At 59.0% G+C, this 18,526-nt stretch carries 15 protein-coding genes; 9 read left to right on the forward strand and 6 right to left on the reverse strand.

What is annotated here, in order from left to right; all coding sequences use genetic code 11:
* Positions 1–88: 88 nt before the first annotated feature.
* On the reverse strand, positions 89–3,586 hold the full coding sequence (locus FTW19_RS19455) for a TonB-dependent receptor (RefSeq protein ID WP_246153404.1): 3,498 nt from the start codon (positions 3,584–3,586) through the stop codon (positions 89–91).
* Positions 3,587–4,128: 542 nt separating this feature from the next.
* Here FTW19_RS19455 and FTW19_RS19460 point away from each other — a divergent pair.
* The 9 genes from FTW19_RS19460 to FTW19_RS25895 all read left to right on the forward strand — a co-directional run bounded on the left by FTW19_RS19460 (position 4,129) and on the right by FTW19_RS25895 (position 13,036).
* Complete coding sequence (locus FTW19_RS19460) at positions 4,129–5,349, forward strand: pyridoxal phosphate-dependent aminotransferase (protein WP_147649233.1); 1,221 nt, start codon at positions 4,129–4,131, stop codon at positions 5,347–5,349.
* A gap of 99 nt (positions 5,350–5,448) precedes the next feature.
* Positions 5,449–6,669 carry a dipeptidase gene (locus tag FTW19_RS19465; RefSeq protein ID WP_246153405.1) on the forward strand — a complete coding sequence of 407 codons (1,221 nt, stop codon included), beginning with the start codon at positions 5,449–5,451 and terminating at the stop codon, positions 6,667–6,669.
* Between the two features lie 152 nt (positions 6,670–6,821).
* Positions 6,822–7,832 (forward strand): YncE family protein, encoded by a 1,011-nt coding sequence (locus tag FTW19_RS19470; protein ID WP_147649235.1) that lies wholly within the window; start codon positions 6,822–6,824, stop codon positions 7,830–7,832.
* Positions 7,833–8,113: 281 nt separating this feature from the next.
* Positions 8,114–8,491: a 30S ribosome-binding factor RbfA gene (rbfA, locus tag FTW19_RS19475; RefSeq protein WP_147649236.1), complete on the forward strand. Its 378-nt coding sequence runs from the start codon at positions 8,114–8,116 to the stop codon at positions 8,489–8,491.
* A complete protein-coding gene (locus FTW19_RS19480) occupies positions 8,488–9,462 on the forward strand; it encodes a DHH family phosphoesterase (RefSeq protein WP_147649237.1) in 975 nt (324 codons plus the stop codon). The genes rbfA and FTW19_RS19480 overlap by 4 nt, the downstream gene beginning before the upstream one ends.
* A gap of 29 nt (positions 9,463–9,491) precedes the next feature.
* Positions 9,492–11,372, forward strand: a complete 1,881-nt coding sequence (locus FTW19_RS19485) for an ArnT family glycosyltransferase (protein WP_147649238.1) — start codon at positions 9,492–9,494, stop codon at positions 11,370–11,372.
* 33 nt (positions 11,373–11,405) lie between these two features.
* Positions 11,406–12,404, forward strand: a complete 999-nt coding sequence (locus tag FTW19_RS19490) for a GNAT family N-acetyltransferase (RefSeq protein WP_147649239.1) — start codon at positions 11,406–11,408, stop codon at positions 12,402–12,404.
* Between the two features lie 45 nt (positions 12,405–12,449).
* Positions 12,450–12,863 (forward strand): DUF6677 family protein, encoded by a 414-nt coding sequence (locus FTW19_RS19495; RefSeq protein WP_147649240.1) that lies wholly within the window; start codon positions 12,450–12,452, stop codon positions 12,861–12,863.
* On the forward strand, positions 12,860–13,036 hold the full coding sequence (locus FTW19_RS25895) for a hypothetical protein (RefSeq protein WP_187143064.1): 177 nt from the start codon (positions 12,860–12,862) through the stop codon (positions 13,034–13,036). Before FTW19_RS19495 ends, FTW19_RS25895 begins: the two co-directional genes overlap by 4 nt.
* Positions 13,037–13,301: 265 nt before the next feature.
* Here the strand turns inward: FTW19_RS25895 and FTW19_RS19500 are convergent, their stop codons facing one another.
* The 5 genes from FTW19_RS19500 to FTW19_RS19520 all read right to left on the reverse strand — a co-directional run bounded on the left by FTW19_RS19500 (position 13,302) and on the right by FTW19_RS19520 (position 18,107).
* Positions 13,302–14,474: a M24 family metallopeptidase gene (locus FTW19_RS19500; RefSeq protein ID WP_147649241.1), complete on the reverse strand. Its 1,173-nt coding sequence runs from the start codon at positions 14,472–14,474 to the stop codon at positions 13,302–13,304.
* A gap of 65 nt (positions 14,475–14,539) precedes the next feature.
* Positions 14,540–15,085 carry a DUF2911 domain-containing protein gene (locus FTW19_RS19505; protein ID WP_147649242.1) on the reverse strand — a complete coding sequence of 182 codons (546 nt, stop codon included), beginning with the start codon at positions 15,083–15,085 and terminating at the stop codon, positions 14,540–14,542.
* Positions 15,086–15,119: 34 nt separating this feature from the next.
* Positions 15,120–16,361, reverse strand: a complete 1,242-nt coding sequence (locus tag FTW19_RS19510) for an FAD-dependent oxidoreductase (protein WP_147649243.1) — start codon at positions 16,359–16,361, stop codon at positions 15,120–15,122.
* A 100-nt stretch (positions 16,362–16,461) separates the two neighbouring features.
* Complete coding sequence (locus tag FTW19_RS19515) at positions 16,462–17,667, reverse strand: cation:proton antiporter (RefSeq protein ID WP_147649244.1); 1,206 nt, start codon at positions 17,665–17,667, stop codon at positions 16,462–16,464.
* Positions 17,664–18,107 carry a hypothetical protein gene (locus FTW19_RS19520; RefSeq protein WP_147649245.1) on the reverse strand — a complete coding sequence of 148 codons (444 nt, stop codon included), beginning with the start codon at positions 18,105–18,107 and terminating at the stop codon, positions 17,664–17,666. Before FTW19_RS19520 ends, FTW19_RS19515 begins: the two co-directional genes overlap by 4 nt.
* Between the last annotated feature and the right edge of the window lie 419 nt (positions 18,108–18,526).

Below are 18,526 nucleotides of genomic sequence, written 5' to 3' on the forward strand. Positions count from 1 at the left end.
CAACAGGGAAAATGCTCTAGGGCTGTGGACGCTTAAAGCAGAAGGGGCGCGGATTGCTCCGCGCCTCTTCGGTTATGTCACGTTCCGGTTAGAACATGATCTTTCCGCCCAGCGTGATCAGGCGCGGGAAGTTGATGGCGTTGGTCGAGACGGTACCGAAGGCGGGGTTGCCCACCTTCAAAGCGGCCGAGGAGATAGCGAACTGAGGAGTATTAGTCAGGTTCATGAACTCCGCACGGAACTGCATGGTGACGCGCTCCGCATGGAAATCCTTGAAGATGGATGCATCCACGTTCCGGTATCCGGGAGCCTGGCAGCTGCCGATAGTGCGCGGAGCGTTGCCGTAGTTCCCCTGTCCGGGATCCGTAAAGGCGCTGGTGTTGAAGTAATGGCTAATGCGGCTCTGCACCGAACCGGAGGTGCAGACATTCGCTCCCGCAACCAGGTTCGGACGCTGTACAGAATTGCCATAGCCGGAATTGTTGTTGGTATTCAACTGGATCGGAACTGGTCCACCTTGCTGTGCAACGAAGGTCGAGTTCAGATCCCATCCACCGACCGCGAGATCAACCCAGCGATTGTGGAGGAAGGCACGGCCCTTTCCGAAGGGAAGCTGCCAGGTGCCAGCCGCCGTATAACGAAGAGGTGTATTGTTGATCGCGCGAGCATACTCTCCATTCAGGTTATAGATATCCTGCGGACCGTTGTTGCCGGAGTTGAGGCTGCTCCCCTGACCGAAGCTCGAGTCCCAGTTCGAGGACCAGGTCAATGCCGTCACGAAGGTTGCACCGTGAGCCATCTTCTTCTGGGCCTTGATGATCATCGAGTTATATAGCGACTTGGAGTTGCTGGGCTGAATGCTGACGCTTGCGAACTCAGGGAACGGTCTGCAGAGCTGAGAGTTAGCCACGGTCGGCGCGGCAATCGCGGTAACTCCACCCTTGCCGTAATAAGGATTACTGCTCTTCGCGTTCAGGAAGGCCGCGGTCGAGGCTCCGGTGCTGGCGGGGCAGGCGCCCTGGCCGTACGGAACGGCTCCCAGGTTGACCGAATCCAGGTTGTAGGTGGTGCCGTTGCCAGGCAGCAGGTTACGTCCCTTCGAACCGACATAGCCCAACTGCAGCGCAACGCCGTAGGGTAGTTCCCGCTGGACATCAAGCGAGTACTGTTGCACCACAGGCGAACGACGATACTGATCGATGGTCGTGAGTGAGTCGCCGATGCCCTGTGAATAGCCAAGCGAGTTACCAACCGGCTGATTGATCCCGGTCGGGTAGGGATTCGCAAGAGAGTTCGCAGGCGTGTTGTTGGAGTCGTTGGAAGCGACATACGTGGTCGTCGCGACATAGCCAGGAGCCAGCGAGGCGCTGGTGGAGTAATAGATCGGAGCGTAGAAGACGCCATACCCGGCGCGCACTACAGTCTTCTGATCAAGCGCATACACCAGGCCGATACGTGGAGCAAACTTCGTATTGCTGTTGTTGCAGCACGTCGTCGGGTAGCCGTTCTGGCCGGCGAACATGATACCGCCCTTGGTCGCTACGCCAGAGGTGGCAGAGATCGGGTTGGTGACAGTACGGTCGAAACCGATCGCGTACTTGTTGTACCGTTCATGAACGCCCGGCTCGTACTCATAACGAAGACCGGCATTGACCGTTAGGCGATTCGTAAGACGGTAGTCGTCCTGGACATAGAAGGCATGGTAAGGAACATTGAGTGCGATTCTGCTGGCGATCTGTACCTGGCCGGTGGTCGGGTAGCCGAGCAGGAGATCAGCTACGTCAGCGCCGGTCCCATTCTTCTGATTCGCATTGACCGCGGTGAATGTGTTGTTGAAGGTAAAGAAGCCGTTACCGTTGCTGACGTTGGTGAAGTCTACGCTGATGGAGCGATAGACGTAGCCGGCTTTCAACGACTGCTTACCAAGCGACTTGGAAATACCGGTCACAAAGTTGCGGGAGTAGAACACTGCCGGTCCGGAGTTGTTGGTTCCCATCTGTGCGTTGATCTGCGACATCGTAATGCGTGGGAACGCTTTTTTCTGAAGTGCGCTTACATAGCTTGAAGGAAGTCCGAGCTGCGTCTGATCGTAGTTGTTGGTCAGATCGAGCGTATTATTCGGGAAACGATTGAAGCCCCATCCGGCAGTCAAGACTGTCGTCGGGTTCAGCGTATAGGTGGTGTTGACCGCCGTGGCATCTACCTTGCGGTATAGCAGGTACGAATTGCTGTCACCGGCGAATGAGCCCAGCGGGTTGCCACCCGGCTCCTTCGAGCCATAGTGCATATACGAGATATTCGCGGCCCATCTTTGTGTGATCTGATGATCCAACTTGCCGACGAACTCATCCGCACGGTCACCCAGAAGATCTGTCGGGCGGAAGTTGAACGCACCATAGGTGCTCACAGGGGTGCAGATGGAATTGCAGGTCGGAAGCGCCGCGAGAATCTTCTGGCCGACCGCCGACTGACGGCTGGATGGGATGATATTGCCGGCGAACTGTGTACGATTGCCGCTAGAGTTGGTAGTCGCTGGATCATAAATACTCACCGAGCTTTTCGAGAAGTCACCACTGCGTTCGGCTGCCGTCGGCAGATAATAATTACCAGCCAGTGGAGAACGCTGGCGATAACCTTCCTCGGTCAGCCAGAAGAACGTCTTATCTTTACCATCGTAAAGATGAGGGATTTTCACCGGGCCACCGATGGACCCCTCATAGGTGTACTGCGTGATGTTCGGACGGCCGGCACCGGTGTAATTATTGTTCCAGGTGTTCGCTGACCAGTTGGTCTGGCGGGTTGTGCCGAGCAGGTTGCCGTGCAGCGTGTTTGTACCGCTCTTCAGCAGCGTGTTGAAGTTACCGCCACCCGTACGGCCCATTTCCGCATCGTACGTATTGGTCTGAATCTTCATTTCCTGCACGGCGTCGACCGACGGAATGATGACGGCACGATTCGAGAAATCGGTGACCGGAACGCCATCGATCTCGTAGTTGTTGCCGTTGATCGGTCCGCCTGAAACGGAGATTGCCGAAGATCCGGACTGATCCTGGAACCGATTGAAGCGCGGGTCGCCCGTCGCCGTCACGTTAGTGTTGAGCTTGGTGAGCAGGAAGGGATTACGACCCAGGTTGGGAAGATCCTGCAGCTTCTGCGTATCGAAGACCTGGCCGTTCGACGCGGTGGAGCTATCGACAAGCGGTGCGTCGGCGGTGACTTCGACCGTCGTGGACGAAGCGCCAACCGCCAGAGGTGTATCAATGGTCACCGTCTGCTGCGTTGCGACGCTGACGCCCTTACGGACATAGGTCTGGAAGTTTGCAGAGGTCACCGTCAGATCGAAGGTGCCAGGATCTACGGCGCTGAACAGGTACTCGCCGGATCCATTCGATACCGCGGTACGTGCAATCTTGGTGTTTACATCGGTCATCGTAACGGTAGCGCCGGCAATTGCGGCGCCCTGGGAATCAGTGACACTGCCTTTCAGCGTGCCGTAATAGGATTGCGCGAGCATGCCGGGTGCGAACATCAACGCCACCGCCAGCAGCCCCATCAGCCATTGGAAACGGGTACGGATAACAGCCACTACAACCTCCCTGAGAACTTCTTTTTGTGACACATGCCTTGTGCAACCGTCGGATACACGTATGCGTACACGGCGGCGGCAGTTCCGTGAGAAAGAACTTGAGCGGCGACGAGATGCGGCTGTGCATCGACTTATGTCGACTTGCCGACACGACGCCCCTTGGCGTTTTCGCCCTAACTGTCAGTTGCTCTACAAAAAAGGACCGATACTGCTTACAACCATCTCTGCGAATCTGCTCTTGCTACGACGGGAAGAACAAACTTGAACTTACGAGACTGCTGTGAGGGTTCCGCATTGTTCGGCGCGGAACGAAACCAAGTACATAGACTCCGGCAGCCCCCTGCGAGTCGTTTGGGCCCGAGGATGCTAACCGTAGGTTGGTGAGATTGGTTTGAGTCTGCCAGCACCCCTGCGGCGTGTCAACGAATTTTTATATTCGTCTCGCCATCTATTCGCATTCACTTGAAGATTTCTTCTACTTCCCGCAAGATTTGAAGACACCCGGTCCCCGCGATTCACGTGTTCCAACAAGGAGATATGTCATGTCGTCCCCGGTTTCTCGCCGTTCGTTCCTCTGTAGCATGGGTGCTGCCGCCGCCAGCATTCCAGTCCTCACCGAATCCCACTTTGCCTGGGCAGCACAACAGACTGGCGCAGCACCCGCCAAACAACCGTCGCAGATGCAGATGATGAAGCAGATGATGGCCTCCATGCCGAAGGATGCCGTACTCATCAATGCCAACGAAAATCCGCTCGGCCCCTGCGAAGCAGCTCGCACCGCCATCGCCGAGGTTGCCGCCAAGGGCGGACGCTACGACTTCCTGGAGATGTTTTCGCTCATGGAAGTCTTCGGCAAACAAAATGGTGTCGAGCCCGACTACGTTGCCGTCTATGCCGGCTCGAGCGAACCACTCCACTACTCTGTCCTGAAGTACACCGGTCCAGACAAGCCGCTGGTCACCGCCAATCCCACCTATGAGGCTGCACAGCGTGCCGCAGCCATCGCCGGCGCCAAGACCATCACCAAAGAGCTCACATCCACCTATGCTCACGACGTGAAGGCTCTTGCCGCCGCAGCGCCGAACGCCGGCGTGATCTATCTCTGCAACCCGAACAACCCGACCGGCACCATTACCTCGCGCGAAGACATCCTGTGGCTGCTCGACAACAAGCCGAAGGAGACCATGCTTCTGGTCGACGAGGCTTACATCCACCTCTCCGATGCGAAGAGCGTTGTTGACCAGGTCAACACGCGCAAGGACATCATCATCTTGCGCACCTTCTCGAAGGTCTATGGCATGGCCGGCATCCGCGCCGGGCTTGCCGTGGCGCATCCTGAGGTCCTGAAAAAGCTGACCGAGTGCGGCGAAAACGCTATGGCCGTCACCTCTTCGATCGCAGCGCGCGTTTCCCTGGAAGACAAAGACCTGGTACCCGCACGCAAGAAGTACATCGGCGAGGCTCGCACCGAGACGCTGAAGTTCCTTACCGACTGCGGATACAAGATCATTCCGGGTTCGCAGTCCAATTGCTTCATGATCGATACGGGCCGCAACGGCCGTCAGGTGATGGCGGCAATGGCGCAGAAGAAGGTCATCATCGGCCGCACCTGGCCCATCTGGCCCAACGTCGTGCGCGTCTCCGTCGGCACCAAGGAAGATATGGCGAAGTTCCGTACCGCCTTCAAGGAAGTGATGGACACTCCGGCCAAGGCAGAGCTCGAACAGATGCAGCGCATCGCTGTTCCAGTGCACTTCTCCTGATCGCATCAAACCAGCCGCGAACGGCTCCGGTGTCACCGGAGCCGTTTAGAGCATTTTCCCTGCTCTATCTTTCACTCATCCCGCACAAGGAGTTTGTTTTTGATCTCTGCCCGCCGTATCGCCGCTGCTACCCTCTTACTTCCCTTGGCAGCCCTTGCTCAGAAGAAGGTGACCGATGCCGAGGTGAACAAGATCACCCGTGAAGCCATCCTGATCGACATGCATAACGACATCACCTCCGAGACGGTGACGGGGTACGACATCGCCACGCCCAACACCAAGGGACAGACCGACCTTGCCCGCATGAAAGGCGTGCTGGGCGGCGAGTTCTTCGCCGTCTATGTGGGAGCGAATTATGTCGAAGGAAATCACTCGGCGAACCGGGCGCTGCAGATGATCGATACCGTGCGCCACGACGTTGTGGATGGCCATCCGAAAGACTTCGTGCTTGCGACCACTGCCGCCGACGTCTACGAAGCGAAGAAGCAGGGCAAGATCGCCGCGCTGATGGGCATCGAAGGCGGACATGCCATCGAGGATTCTCCTCGCCTGCTGCGCGACTTCTATACCCTTGGTGTTCGCTACATGACGCTCACCCACTTCAATACCAACAACTGGGCAGACTCGCAGGGCGATATTGACAACCCCAAGGTGGAACACCATAACGGCCTTACACCGCTGGGTAAGGAGATCGTCAAGGAGATGAACCGCCTGGGGATGATGGTCGATATCTCCCACACCGCAGACAAGACCTTCTGGGATGCCCTCGAGACCTCGACGGCGCCCAATATCGCATCGCACTCCGGTTGCCGCGCCGTTACCGGATACACCCGCAACATGACCGACGAGATGATCAAGGCGCTTGCGGCCAAAGGCGGCGTCGTGAATATCAACTTCGGCTGCGAGTTCCTTTCGCAGAGCTACTTTGAAGGCTCGCGCGAGTTGAATGCGAGGCTCCGTCCCCAGTTTGAAGCAGCGCAGAAGATTACCGATTCCAAGGAGCGTGACGCCGCCATCGACAAGCTTCGTGCGGAGTTTGCCGGAGCGCTTCCGCCTGCCACCATCGACGATGTGGTCGCTCACATCGATCACGTCCGCAAAGTTGCCGGCATTGACGCCATCGGCATTGGAACTGATTTCGACGGCGTAGCCTGCGTCCCGAAGGATCTGGATTCCTACGCGAAGTTCCCTAACCTGACACGAAAACTGCTGGAGAAGGGCTATACCGCCGAAGACATCAAGAAGATCTACGGAGCCAACATGCTGCGCGTGATGAAGGCCGTGGAAGATCGGGCCAGGGCGATTCAGGCGGGAAAGTAAAAGTCAGGTGATTGACACAAGATTTCAGGCGGGCCGCGCATGGCCCGCCTGAAATCTTTAACAACGCGTAACGAGACTTCAGTGTCAGTTAATGCGGCGCGATGAAACTCAGTGTGCCGGCCAAACCCCGAGCCCATCCTGGAGTCTTCGTTATGCGCCTGTTCCCACTTGCAGGAACCCTTCTTCTGTCTCTCGCCTCCGTCTCTCACGCGCAGGCCTATCACATCGCTGACCACTGGCAGGTTGGCGGCCAGGGCGGTTGGGACTATATCCTCAGCGATGACGCCGCGCATCGCCTCTACATCGCCCACAACGCGCGGGTTGAGGTCGTCGACACTGCCACCGGTAAGCTGATCGGCGCTGTTACCGGCCTGAAGAGCACGCATGGCGTCGCTCTCAATCCCGACGGAAAGACCGGCTATATCAGTGACGGCGCCGGCAACGCGATTGTGGTCTTTGACCGTGCATCGCTCGCGGTCAAAGCAACGGTTCCTGCCGGAACGAACCCCGACGGCATCGCCTACGAGCCCACCACGAAGACCGTATGGGCCTTCAATGGACGCAGCAAGAACGTCTCCGTCCTGGACACGAGCAACAACACCATCGTCGCCACCATTGCCCTTCCCGGTAAGCCTGAGTTCCCGCAGGCGGATGGCCACGGCGCGGTCTTCGTCAACATTGAAGACGCCAATTCCATCGTCAAACTCGACGCGCAGGGCAAAAAGATCGAAGGCACGTGGCCGCTGACCGGCTGCGAATCTCCCTCCGGCATGGCCATCGATCACGCGAAGCACCGCCTGTTCTCAGTGTGTGACGGCAAGAAGATGGCTATCGTCGATTTCGCCTCCGGTAAGCTGCTCGGCCTCGCATCCATCGGAGACTCTCCCGATGCGGCCGGCTTCGATGCCAAAACCGGCTTTGCCTTTTCTTCGAATGGAGAGGGCTCTCTGAGCGTTGTCGATACCGGCAAGGCGGGCTTCCCCACCATCCAGACGCTGGCGACGGCGCGCGGTGCAAAGACCATGGCCTTCGACGCCGTCACGGGAAAGATCTTTCTCGGCGCCGCCAAGTATGGACCGGCTCCTGCTCCGACGGCTGCCACACCTCGTCCTCGTCCGACGATTCTTCCGGACACCTTCGAGATCCTTGTTGTCAGCCGCTAGAGGATTTTTCCTGTAGGTGTAGTGCAGGGCTTGTGCATCTATGGGCGTTTTCCTCAATGAAAACGCCGCCGCACGCTCCTCCCGGGATGCCCAGCAACAGGAAAAATGCTCTAAAACGCTCTCGTCCCATCCAAAGGAGGTCCTGCCAGGCGGGACCTCCTTTCTTCTTTCCGGGAATCTTAACTCCACAAGGATCTGCCTCTGTCGCGGCGCGTACAACTTTAATTCTCGTTAGGCTTCAGAGGCCGACTCTGGTATTCTCACTGGTTCCCCCGGATTTTATGCCTGAGCAGCGAGCCAAAGCCCATCACCGCAACCGAGTCATCGGTACACTTCGCGACGAGATCGCCATCATGATTGAAGGCGAACTCTCCGACCCACGTATCGGTCTCTGTCACGTCACCGAGGTCGTCCTTGCCCCCGGCGGCAAGTCGGCCCGTGTCTTCATCTCCGTCGAAGGCGATGAAGACACGGAACTTTCCACCCGTGAAGGCCTGATGGCCGCACGGACGTACATCCGTTCCGAGGTACGCGACCGGATGGGCGTACGCCAGATTCCCGAACTCACCTTCGTTATTGACCGCTCCGAAAAGCTCACTGCACGGGTCGATGAGCTGCTCACGCGCACCAGGAAACGTGAGCGAAAGGCGGGTCAGTGACCTATTTTGCCGCCACTTCTGAGCTGTTAAATCACATCCGCAGTCGGCAGCATTTCCTGATCACCTCGCACGCACGCCCCGACGGCGACGCCATCGGTTCTCTGTTGGCCACGGCAATGCTGCTGGACCAGCTTGGCAAGACCTGTGACCTGGTCGTCGCGGACCCCGTGCCCGCGATCTACCTGAACATGCCGCAGGTGGACCGCATCCGCGTCACCACCTCGGTCGAAGGCCATTACGACGCCGTTATCCTGCTGGAATGCGACTCGGTGGAGCGCTCGCACATCCGCGGCACCGATGAGATCTTTCTTATCAACATCGATCATCACTCCAGCGGACGCGAGTTTGCCGACTTCAACTGGATTGATCCGCACGCATGTGCGGTGGCGGCAATGATCTACCATCTGGCGCTGGCAGCAGGAGCGACCATCACTCCTGAGATGGCGACTTGCCTGTATGCCGCTGTGCTTACCGACACCGGCTCCTTTACCTTCGCAGGCACCAATGCCGACACCTTTGCCCTGGCGCGTGACCTGGTGCTTGCCGGGGCCAATGCCGCGTGGATCGCTCGCGAGGTCTACTTCACGAATCCGGCGCCCCGCATCCGCATCCTTGGAGCAGCCCTTTCCAAGCTTCACATTGAGGACAAGCTTGCCTGGGCGTGGATCACCCTGGAAGACATGCTGGAGAGCTCAGCCCAGGAAGAGGATTGCGAAGGCGTGGTGAACTACCTCATTTCCATTGCCGGCGTCGACTGCGCCGTTTTCCTGCGGGAATTGCCACAGACCACGGCTAACGGCGGTCCACAGTTCCGGCTCAGTATCCGGAGCAAAGGGCAAGCCAATGTAGCCCGGGTGGCTGAGCACTTCGGCGGCGGCGGGCACCTGACCGCCAGCGGCTGCACAGTCGACGGCGACCTCGAAACGGTCATTGATCTGGTCGTCAAACGACTTCAAGCCGAACTCTGTTAGCCTAGTTTTCATTGCGCGACAAAGCCGAGATGACTCCGCCCAACGATGGCGTTCGCCGGTGGCTTCACCGGCTGCGAACGGCTGAGGCTTTTTCTGCCACACAGGAACTGGTTGTCCTCTTCCTGGTGACCTCCTGGCTGCTGGCCTTCGGCTTGATTCCACTCCGCATCGGTCATCTGCATATCAGCCGAACCGAACTGGGCCTGGTTGGAGCAGACGAGCCCCGTTACGCGCAGGTAGCCCGTGAGATGCTGCAGGTCCACTCAGACGAGTGTCACGCCCTGCACACCACCGTCCGGCCCCACAGCCTGGCCTGGAAAGACCTGTCGGCCAGCTACCACTGCCTGACTGCGGGTGCGATTACTCCTATCCTTTACGGCGTTCCCTGGCTGGAGAAACCAGCACTTTATTACTGGCGCGCCATGAGCTTCTTTAAAGAGTTCGGCATCTCCGACTGGTCTGCCCGTCTGCCCTCCACGACCGCCACCTTCGCCCTCATCCTGCTGATCTACCTCCATATGCGCCGTTTCCGCCCGGGAGGGCACCTGGACGCGGCTTTGATTACCGCATCGTGTATCGCGATGGTGGCCTTCTCTCGCGGCGCTTCTACAGATATGCAACTGGCCGCTCCGTTTTCCATCGGCATGCTGGGCTGGTACGCATGGTATGAGACAGGTAAGAAGTTCTGGCTCTTCGACCTTTACTTCTTCGGCGGCGCGGCGACTCTGGCCAAGGGTCCTATAGCGCCCTTCATGATCATCTGTATCCTGCTGCTGTTTGCGGGTCTGCGGCGGGAATGGAATATCGTGCGCCGCACCATCTGGCTGCCAGGAGTGGCTCTCTACCTGGCGATGGTGCTGCCGTGGTTCATCGCTGTACAGCTCCGCAATCCCGACTTCTACCGGCTCTTCTTCCTGCAGCACAACCTTGAGCGCTTCACTACCGATCGCTACCAGCATCACCAGTCGATCTACTACTACCTGGTCGTGCTGATCCTGGGCCTCATGCCCTGGACGGTGATGAGCCTCCGTGCCATGGTGGACTCTATCCAGATTTCGGTTGCGGAGTGGAGGGTACGCCATAACCGGGTTCGGTACGTCGGCAATACCCGCCCGGGCGATGCCTTCCCGGAGTTCCTGGTCATCTGGGCTATCTTCCCGGTGCTCTTCTTCACCTTCTCCGGTTCCAAGCTCCCCGGCTACATTCTGCCGGCCATCGCCCCCATCACCATCCTGACGGGCGACTACCTGTACCGCATACGGCAGTACAAGCTCAAGTGGTGGATGCTTGGCGGCCACGCCCTTGTCGTCTCAACGATGACGTTTGTGCTTCTGCTCTGCCCCCAGTACATGATCTACGAGCGCTTTGTCCCGGCGGCCAAAACCATCTTCTGGGCGGCTCTCTGGGCGACTGTGACCGGTGTCGCCATCTGCCTGATCGTCCGCCGCTGGGGAACAAAATACCTGCGGACCGTCACCCTGGCTCCAGTTCTGGCGATGCTCTTCTTCCTGCTGCGGATGAACGGCTGGCTGCTGGACGCCAACTACTCCGCCCGGCCCCTGGCGGAGCGTATCGCCCAGGAAGCGCCGGATATCCCCACGCTGGCGACCTATCACATTCGCCGCGATATGGACTACGGCCTGGCGTTCTACCGGAACCAGCCACTCCGCCACTACTTCCATGAAGAAAGTGCGACGGAGAAGGTGAACATCATCGCCGAAATTCCCCAGGAACAGCACATCCTGGTCCTGCGCGAACGCGACATTCCCCAGCTTTCCACGATCCTTGCCGGACGCGTCTACACGCCGCTTTTCCTCTATGAGTGGCAGGGGCTGGCTGTCTATCGCGTCTCAGCGGGAACCCAGACCGCAAACCTTTCGGAAAAACCTTCCGTACACAATCGGCGTTAACTCCGCTAAGCTGCTGCAAGGCCCAAACGACCTGTGAGCGCAGCCGCACAACTCGATCTGCTTGACCTTCGGCACTACTCCGGCCGTCAGCTTCGATCTCTTCTGGAAGAAGAAGCGCGGCAGTGGAGAGACCTGCTCGAGTGGGACTACTCTACCTCGATCGAACTGCTGCTGCAGTATCTGGATGCCCGCATCCTGCCCGGATACGTCGCGCTCGACAATGGCAATGTCTGCGGCTATACCTTCAGCGTCTATGAAGGCGATAAAGCCGTCGTTGGAGATACCTTCGCCCACGCCACGCAATCTGAGACCGCCAAAGAGATCGAGCATCGCCTGCTGACCCATCTCATCGAGACACTGCAGAATTCGCCTCAGGTACAGCGTGTGGAGTCGCAGTTGTTACTGCATCCCGCCGGTTCCCTGGCTGCCCCGTTTCTGACCACCGGTTTCCGGGTTCACCCACGGCTCTTCCTCCACTGCGATCTGAAGCAGAACGCAGCCCTGCCCGCGACTCACCCAGAACACAAGCTTCCCGAGCCGCTGATTCTGCGGCCGTGGGTTAATGCCCACTTCCAGCCCGCAGGCGAGCTGATCCACCGCACCTACCGCGGCCACCTGGACGCCTCTATCAACGACCAGTACCGGTCTCTGCATGGATCGTTGCGCTTTCTGCATAACATCGTCCGTTTTCCCGGATGCGGTGTCTTCGACGCAGAGTCGTCCTGGGTGATGCTCGACCCCGACGGCGGCACGCTGGAGGGCATGATCCTCTGCTCCCGTGTCTGCGACCACGTGGCGCATATTACGCAGCTCTGCATCGCTCCCCGGCTGCGCAGCCAGGGCTATGGCCGCATGCTGATCCAGAAGGCGGCAGCCGGCTTGCGGCAGCGCGGATATGAAGCCATTACCCTTACGGTCACCGAAGAGAATACCTCTGCCGTCCGTTTGTACGAGGATCTCGGTTTCCACGCCCGCCACCGCTTCGACGCCATGGTCTGGGATAAACGGGAACTTCCAACCGCAAACCGTTAGAGCGTGTCGTTCACTTCCTGACGGGCTGATATCATCAGAGACGGAATGGCAACGCATTCACAGATTCCGGCCTCGCTCGCCGGAGAATCCAAGACACTCCCAATCATGGCGCTTCTGGCCGGATGGTTGATTCCCGGTGCGGGTCATCTCTTCGTCCGCAAGCCCATCCGCGCGGTGCTGGTCTTCGTCTCCATCACGAGCATGTTCTTCATCGGCATCGGCCTGCAGGGCAAGATCTATCAGCCCAACACCGGCGACCTGCTCGATATGCTGAACTTCGCCGGAGATCTCGGAGCCGGGCTCCTCTATCTGCTTGCCCGTTTGCTGGACTGGGGCCACGCCTCGGTACAGATCGCGGTTGCAGACTATGGCACGCGCTTTATCGTCGTCGCTGGCCTGCTGAACATCATGGCTGCGGTCGATGCACATTCGCTGGCGAACGGGAGGAAGCCGCTGTGAGCCTCTCCCACTTCTCCGCCGTTCTGCTCTTTTCGCTCTTTACGTCAGTCGTCTTCGGCATTACGCAGCGCAGCGAACCCAAGGCAATGATTCGCTTTGGAGCTTATTGTTTTGCGATGTTCGTCGGTGGCGTGATCGTCGCGAGCTGGCTGATGTATTTCATCAAGCACTAAGCCTATCCAACCACAAAGCCGGGTGCCCCATCTCCCCAAGGGACATGGGTATTCGAGCGCAAGCTCGAACTGGGTGGGAGCCGTGGGCTTTCAGCCCACGGTTTACGAAGCCAAAAAGAATTGGGCTTTAGCCCTGGGTTTTTCGTTACTCGTAACGAGAAAAGCCCAGGGCTGAAGCCCGTGCATTTATACGCTTGACGTCAGCGGGCTGAAGCCCGCTGCTCCCACCGGTTGTGCTATTTCCCGATATTTCCAGACTCGGCTGTTAGATCCGTACTAACTCTCTCTGGATCTTTCCTGTCACAACCGCCTTCCCCCACCGCGTAATCATATTCACTTCACTGCGGACACCGAACTCGCCCGGATAGTACAGTCCCGGTTCTACGGAGAAGCAGGTCATCGGCAGGATCAGCCGTTCGTCGTGTGTCTCCAGATTGTCCAGATGCGCGCCATTGCCGTGCAGCTCGATCGCAATGTTGTGCCCCGTCCGATGCGTAAACCACTCTGCCTGCCCAGCGTTGCGAATAACGGTACGAGAGGCCTCATCCGCCTCCCATCCGGCAATGGGACGATTCGCAGCGAACGCCTCTTCAACTGCTTTGATAGCCGCATCGCGAGCCGCTGTCACCGTTGCAAAGGTTTGCTGCTCGCGCTCGGTTGGCTCGCGGTCTACGACACCGGTCCAGGTGATGTCATACCAAATCGCATTCGGATCCCCTGCCATCTTCGACCAGATATCGATCAGGACAAAGTCGCCCTTGCGGATCGCGCGTGAGCTCGACGGCGAAGGCTCATAGTGCGAGTCAGCCGCATTGGGACCGACGCTCACATTGGGCCCGTGCTCGGTGATCATGCCGGCCTGTTCGATCTTCTCCTTGAGCCAGTTCACCATGGTGTACTCATCAGTTCCGCCGGAACGCACACGCTCGCCGATCTGTTTCCAGCCAGCGGCAAGAATCTCGTCCAGCAGCGCCTGCGCTTTGTAGTGTGAGGCCACCTGCTCCTCGGTCAGAACAGCCTCGAAGCGGCTGACCATATCCGCAGACGACACGATCTGCTTGCCCCAGCTCCGCAGCAGCTCCACGGTGCCGGCATCCACCATCGACACATACATGATGGCGTTGCGCGGCGAATACTGCATGGCGATCCTGGTTGCGCCGGCGGTCAACTGTTCGAGCTTTGCTTCAAGCTCCTGCCAGGAGCTGTACTCTTCCTTCTGCCCTGGAAGACTATCCAGCCGCAGCGATTCGATGCGATGCACCAGTTTCTTCGGCTCTCCATGTGCGGGAACCAGGTAGTACCAGCGGCGGGTGACATGCAATCCCCCGCCCAGACCGAGGATGCGATACGCGATGGGGTCGCGGTAGTGATGGTCATAAAACAGCCATGCATCCGCGCCGATCTCGCGCAGCGCTTCCTGAATCGCCTGAAGGTTCATTGCTCCACTCCGGTTAAAAGACTAAGGCACGCTCAAGGAGCGTGCCTTAGTCTCTCTCGAAATCTTTAGCGCACGATGATCGGCACAGAGACGTCGGTCGTCTCCCACTTGATGTGCATGTCGGTCCGCTTGCCCACGGTGTTCTCAAAGCTGATGCTCATCTTCTCTTGCGGAGAAGGCAGCGTCTTTACGTCCATGTCGACACGGACCAGATCGCGATCGGCATGGTACTCGGTGCCCCACTGGCCCGTCTCCATGCTGATGATCAGTTGCCACGACTTCTCGCCGGGCATGGTGTAGATCGTATAGTTGCCGGCAGCGACCGGCTTTCCGGCAACAGAGATGTTGCCGCCGCTCACGACGAAGGTCGTGGCTTCATTCGCTCCGGTGCGCCAAACCTGTCCATACGGCACCAGGCCACCCATAACCTTGCGGCCGCGCATCGACGGCGTGTGATAGTCCACGCTAATCTTTACAGGCCCCAGCGCCACCTCGGCCTTGGCCGCCGGACTCGCCATCGGACCACCCGGTTGACCACCACCCATCTGCGCCATCAGCGGGCTACAACAAAGTCCCGCGACCAAACTCAGCAACATCGAACGACGATTCATGACAACCTCCGCCACCACTCTACATTGACGCAAGCTAAGCCGTCTTGTTACCACGCTGCATGGCTTCCATGCGGCTGTAAAGCTCCTGCAGCAGATGCACGCCAGTCACAGCCTCTTCATGATTCGGCGTCTCATCGGTTTCGTTCCAACCGGACTCTTCGCCGTTGAGGCTGGTCTGCACGACGATACCGTCGCGCCGCGCAACGATGTTCACGTTCTTATAGCCGAGGCCGTAGTGCACATTCTCCTGAGGAATGAGCCACGCGATCTGACCGCGCACTGGCGTAATCGACTCGTCATTCCATAGGGCGCGGCCGCCGTAGCCCGGGCAGTTGATGATGGTCTTCTGCGGCAGTGAGGCAAGATCCGCGGGAGAGTGGAACTCGACCCTCTCAATCTTTCCGCCCGCGATCAGAAAATCGTTCATCAACTGGCGCGAATAGTCGGCCACATTGAACATCAGCGTCGTATTGCGGCGCACATACTTTGTCGGGAAAGGATGCGACCCCGCGGGAAGCAGTTGCGGCGTAGCCGTAATGTCGTGGATCCGCGAGGCATAGCGCGCGAACTCATGGCGTCCCGCCTCCTGCGCCTGACTCTCGCGACGCTGCTGCGCCTCCTCCGGTGAGAAATCGCTCAACTGGTAGCTGTCGAAATACTCAATCGGATTTCCCGGCATGCCGAGATAGCTCTGGTACATCGACCAGCTTGTACGCGCCATCCGCTCCCACAGATCGCCAAACGCAGGCGCCACTACATTGCTGAGAGCAACGCGCGAGTCCGGTGTCCAACTTCCGGTAGCGCGAGCGGAACGTACCTCAGGCGGACGCTCCTTGGCGTAGATGGTGACGCGCGCCCCTGCACGCTGCGCGGTAATAGCAGAGGTGAGCCCCAGCGCGCCGCAGCCGATGACAGCAATCTCCTTATCGCCGTTGCTCGCCTTCATCGCGTTCTCGACCGCCACTGCCGCCGAACCCCAGCTCAACGACCATCCGCTGCCGCCGTGGCCGTAGTTATGCGAGACGATCTTGTCGCCTACCTTCTCCACCTCAAGCCGGGGTCCCTGTGCGCGAAAAGGACGCAGGCACACCGTGATGCGAAAGAGGCGGTCTTCATGGGCGCGGATCGGTATCAGCTCAGGCACGCGGTCATAGAACGGCAGTGCCTGCGCGGTCGCGCTGCCGGCCGTTATCGGCCTCTTCGCACACCCGGCCAGGCCAAGCATACCGACTCCTGCAAATGCACTTGACTGCCGCAAAAAATCACGCCGCTTCATTCCATCCACCCCAGGCAAGAGATAGAGACATCCGCGAACGCCGCGCGGTGCGCCAACTTCAATAACAGGTTTTCCGGATCGAGGTCGGGTCTCACCCCGATTACACCACATTCCGAGGTGTGATCAGATCTAATAGAGGGCCGGTCATGGCGGTGGTCACCACCGCCATCAACACCAGCAGGGTGAAGACCTGGGCATTGAGAATTCCTTCGCGGAAGCCCGCATTCAGCACAATCAGCTCGACCAGCCCACGAGTATTCAGCAACACACCGATCCGCAGTGCCTTCGACCATGGCATACCTGCGATGCCGGCGCCGAACATCCCTCCCACGATCTTGCCAAGCACGGCTGCAGCCAGTATCAGGAGCAGATCGGTCCAGCCGCCCGCATGAAAGAGTTCCGGCCGCATCCGCAGGCCGGTCAGGGCAAAGAACGCGGGCAGAGTCCACGTGGAAACAATCAGGAAGAGCCGTTCCATGGTGCCGGCGACATGTTCGGACGGGACACAGATGCCTGCCAGAAAAGCACCGAAGAACAGGTGAATCCCGAGCGCATTGGTGACCCAGGCGCTGATGGCAGGCAGCAGTACCAACATCACAGTCCACACTGGACGCTCCAGCGAGACACGACGCAACATTGGCCGCACGCCGACCATCATCACGATGGTGAAGGCCACCAGAAGCCCGAGCCGCACCACAATCTCAACCGCGCCGCCGCCGTGCAGCACCGCCAGCAACGCTGCCAGAACGCACCATGCAAGCGCGTCGTTCAGTGCAGCGCTCAGCAGCGACTGCTGCGCGACCTCCGCATTCACCGGCACGCCCGCGGCTTCGCGATCCCGCAGAATTCGTGCCAGTACTGGCAGCGCCGTGATGCTCATGGCCACGGCGAGAAAGATACTGAAGCCCCAGCGAGCGCCTTCGGGCACACCATAGTGCCTCAGAAGGACCGGCGCCACTAACGCTCCAAGCAGGAACGGCAGCAGGATACTGCCTGCTGTCGTCGCCACCACCCGCCGCACGTGACGCGTCACCTCGCGCAGATCCAGCTCCGCGCCGACCAGGAACAGAAATGCCACCAGCCCGACGTTACTAACCAATTCGAGCCAGGAGAGCCGTGCGGGAGCAAATAACATCGTGGTCACCGCCGGCATCCAGCGGCCCATCGCAACCGGCCCCAGCAGAATTCCGCCGGCGATCTCGCCAATGACGCGCGGCTGACGCAACCGCTGCGCCAATGCTCCGCATGCCCAGGTCACCACCAGAATGACCGCCAGTTGCAGCGGCAACAGAACGAGCAGGGTCATCGGGACTTCCGCTTCCGTTCACGGCGTGCGCTCACCACAATCGCAGCCTCAGTTAACAGCAACACCACGCCTACAGGAAGCAAACGCGCCGCCAGCATACCTGCCCAGTTGATGGTGAAGCCCGAGATGATCTCCGCCAGCCCGAGTGCGGCGCCGACACCAAACAGACCGCCGCCGGCCCATCGTCTGAACCGCGCCGAGATCTCGCTGCGATTGGCTTTGGCGCCGTGGGCCTCAAGGAGCGGAGCGCCCACCATGCCGCGGCGATCATAAACACGGGCGATCATCTCCGGGTGCTGCACCACTGCTTCGTTGGCATAACGCTCAGCAGCAACCATATCCGCAGCGACCACACAGAAAGGCCCTTCTGGAGTCGACTCTCCCTCAACCGTCGCGGGTCGGTCACCGCTAAATAGAACGGCAAACTCCCCTTCGGTCATCCGCTCATTCCAGTTTGATGGGCGATGCGAAGGGTCGTACAGAGGAAGAATGCGAAGGGAACTCACTCGAAAAGTATAGGTGCCCGACGCTACTCTTGCTCTTCGTCAATGCATCCGCCTGCTCAACAATTTCAGACGATCCCCGCATGTGCTCTCTGTAGTTTCAAAGAGAGCTCCGTCTACAGGAAACCCGTCAGCTGATGCACTTGAGGGCGTTGCGCCGGTTTCGTGCAAATACGCGTACACTTGTTCGCGGTGGCATCGAGTTGCTCCCGGTGTCTTGGAGACTTCCGAAATCCACGTCACATCCGCGATGGAAGTTAGCATGCGTTGAGAACAGATTCGTCTCGCAAGCGCATGGAGAGCTCTCCCACAACCCGGCACGCCTGAGAAGCACTTTCCTTACGCTGATCGCCGGG

Source organism: Terriglobus albidus (genome assembly GCF_008000815.1).
Classification (GTDB): Bacteria; Acidobacteriota; Terriglobia; order Terriglobales; family Acidobacteriaceae; genus Terriglobus; species Terriglobus albidus_A.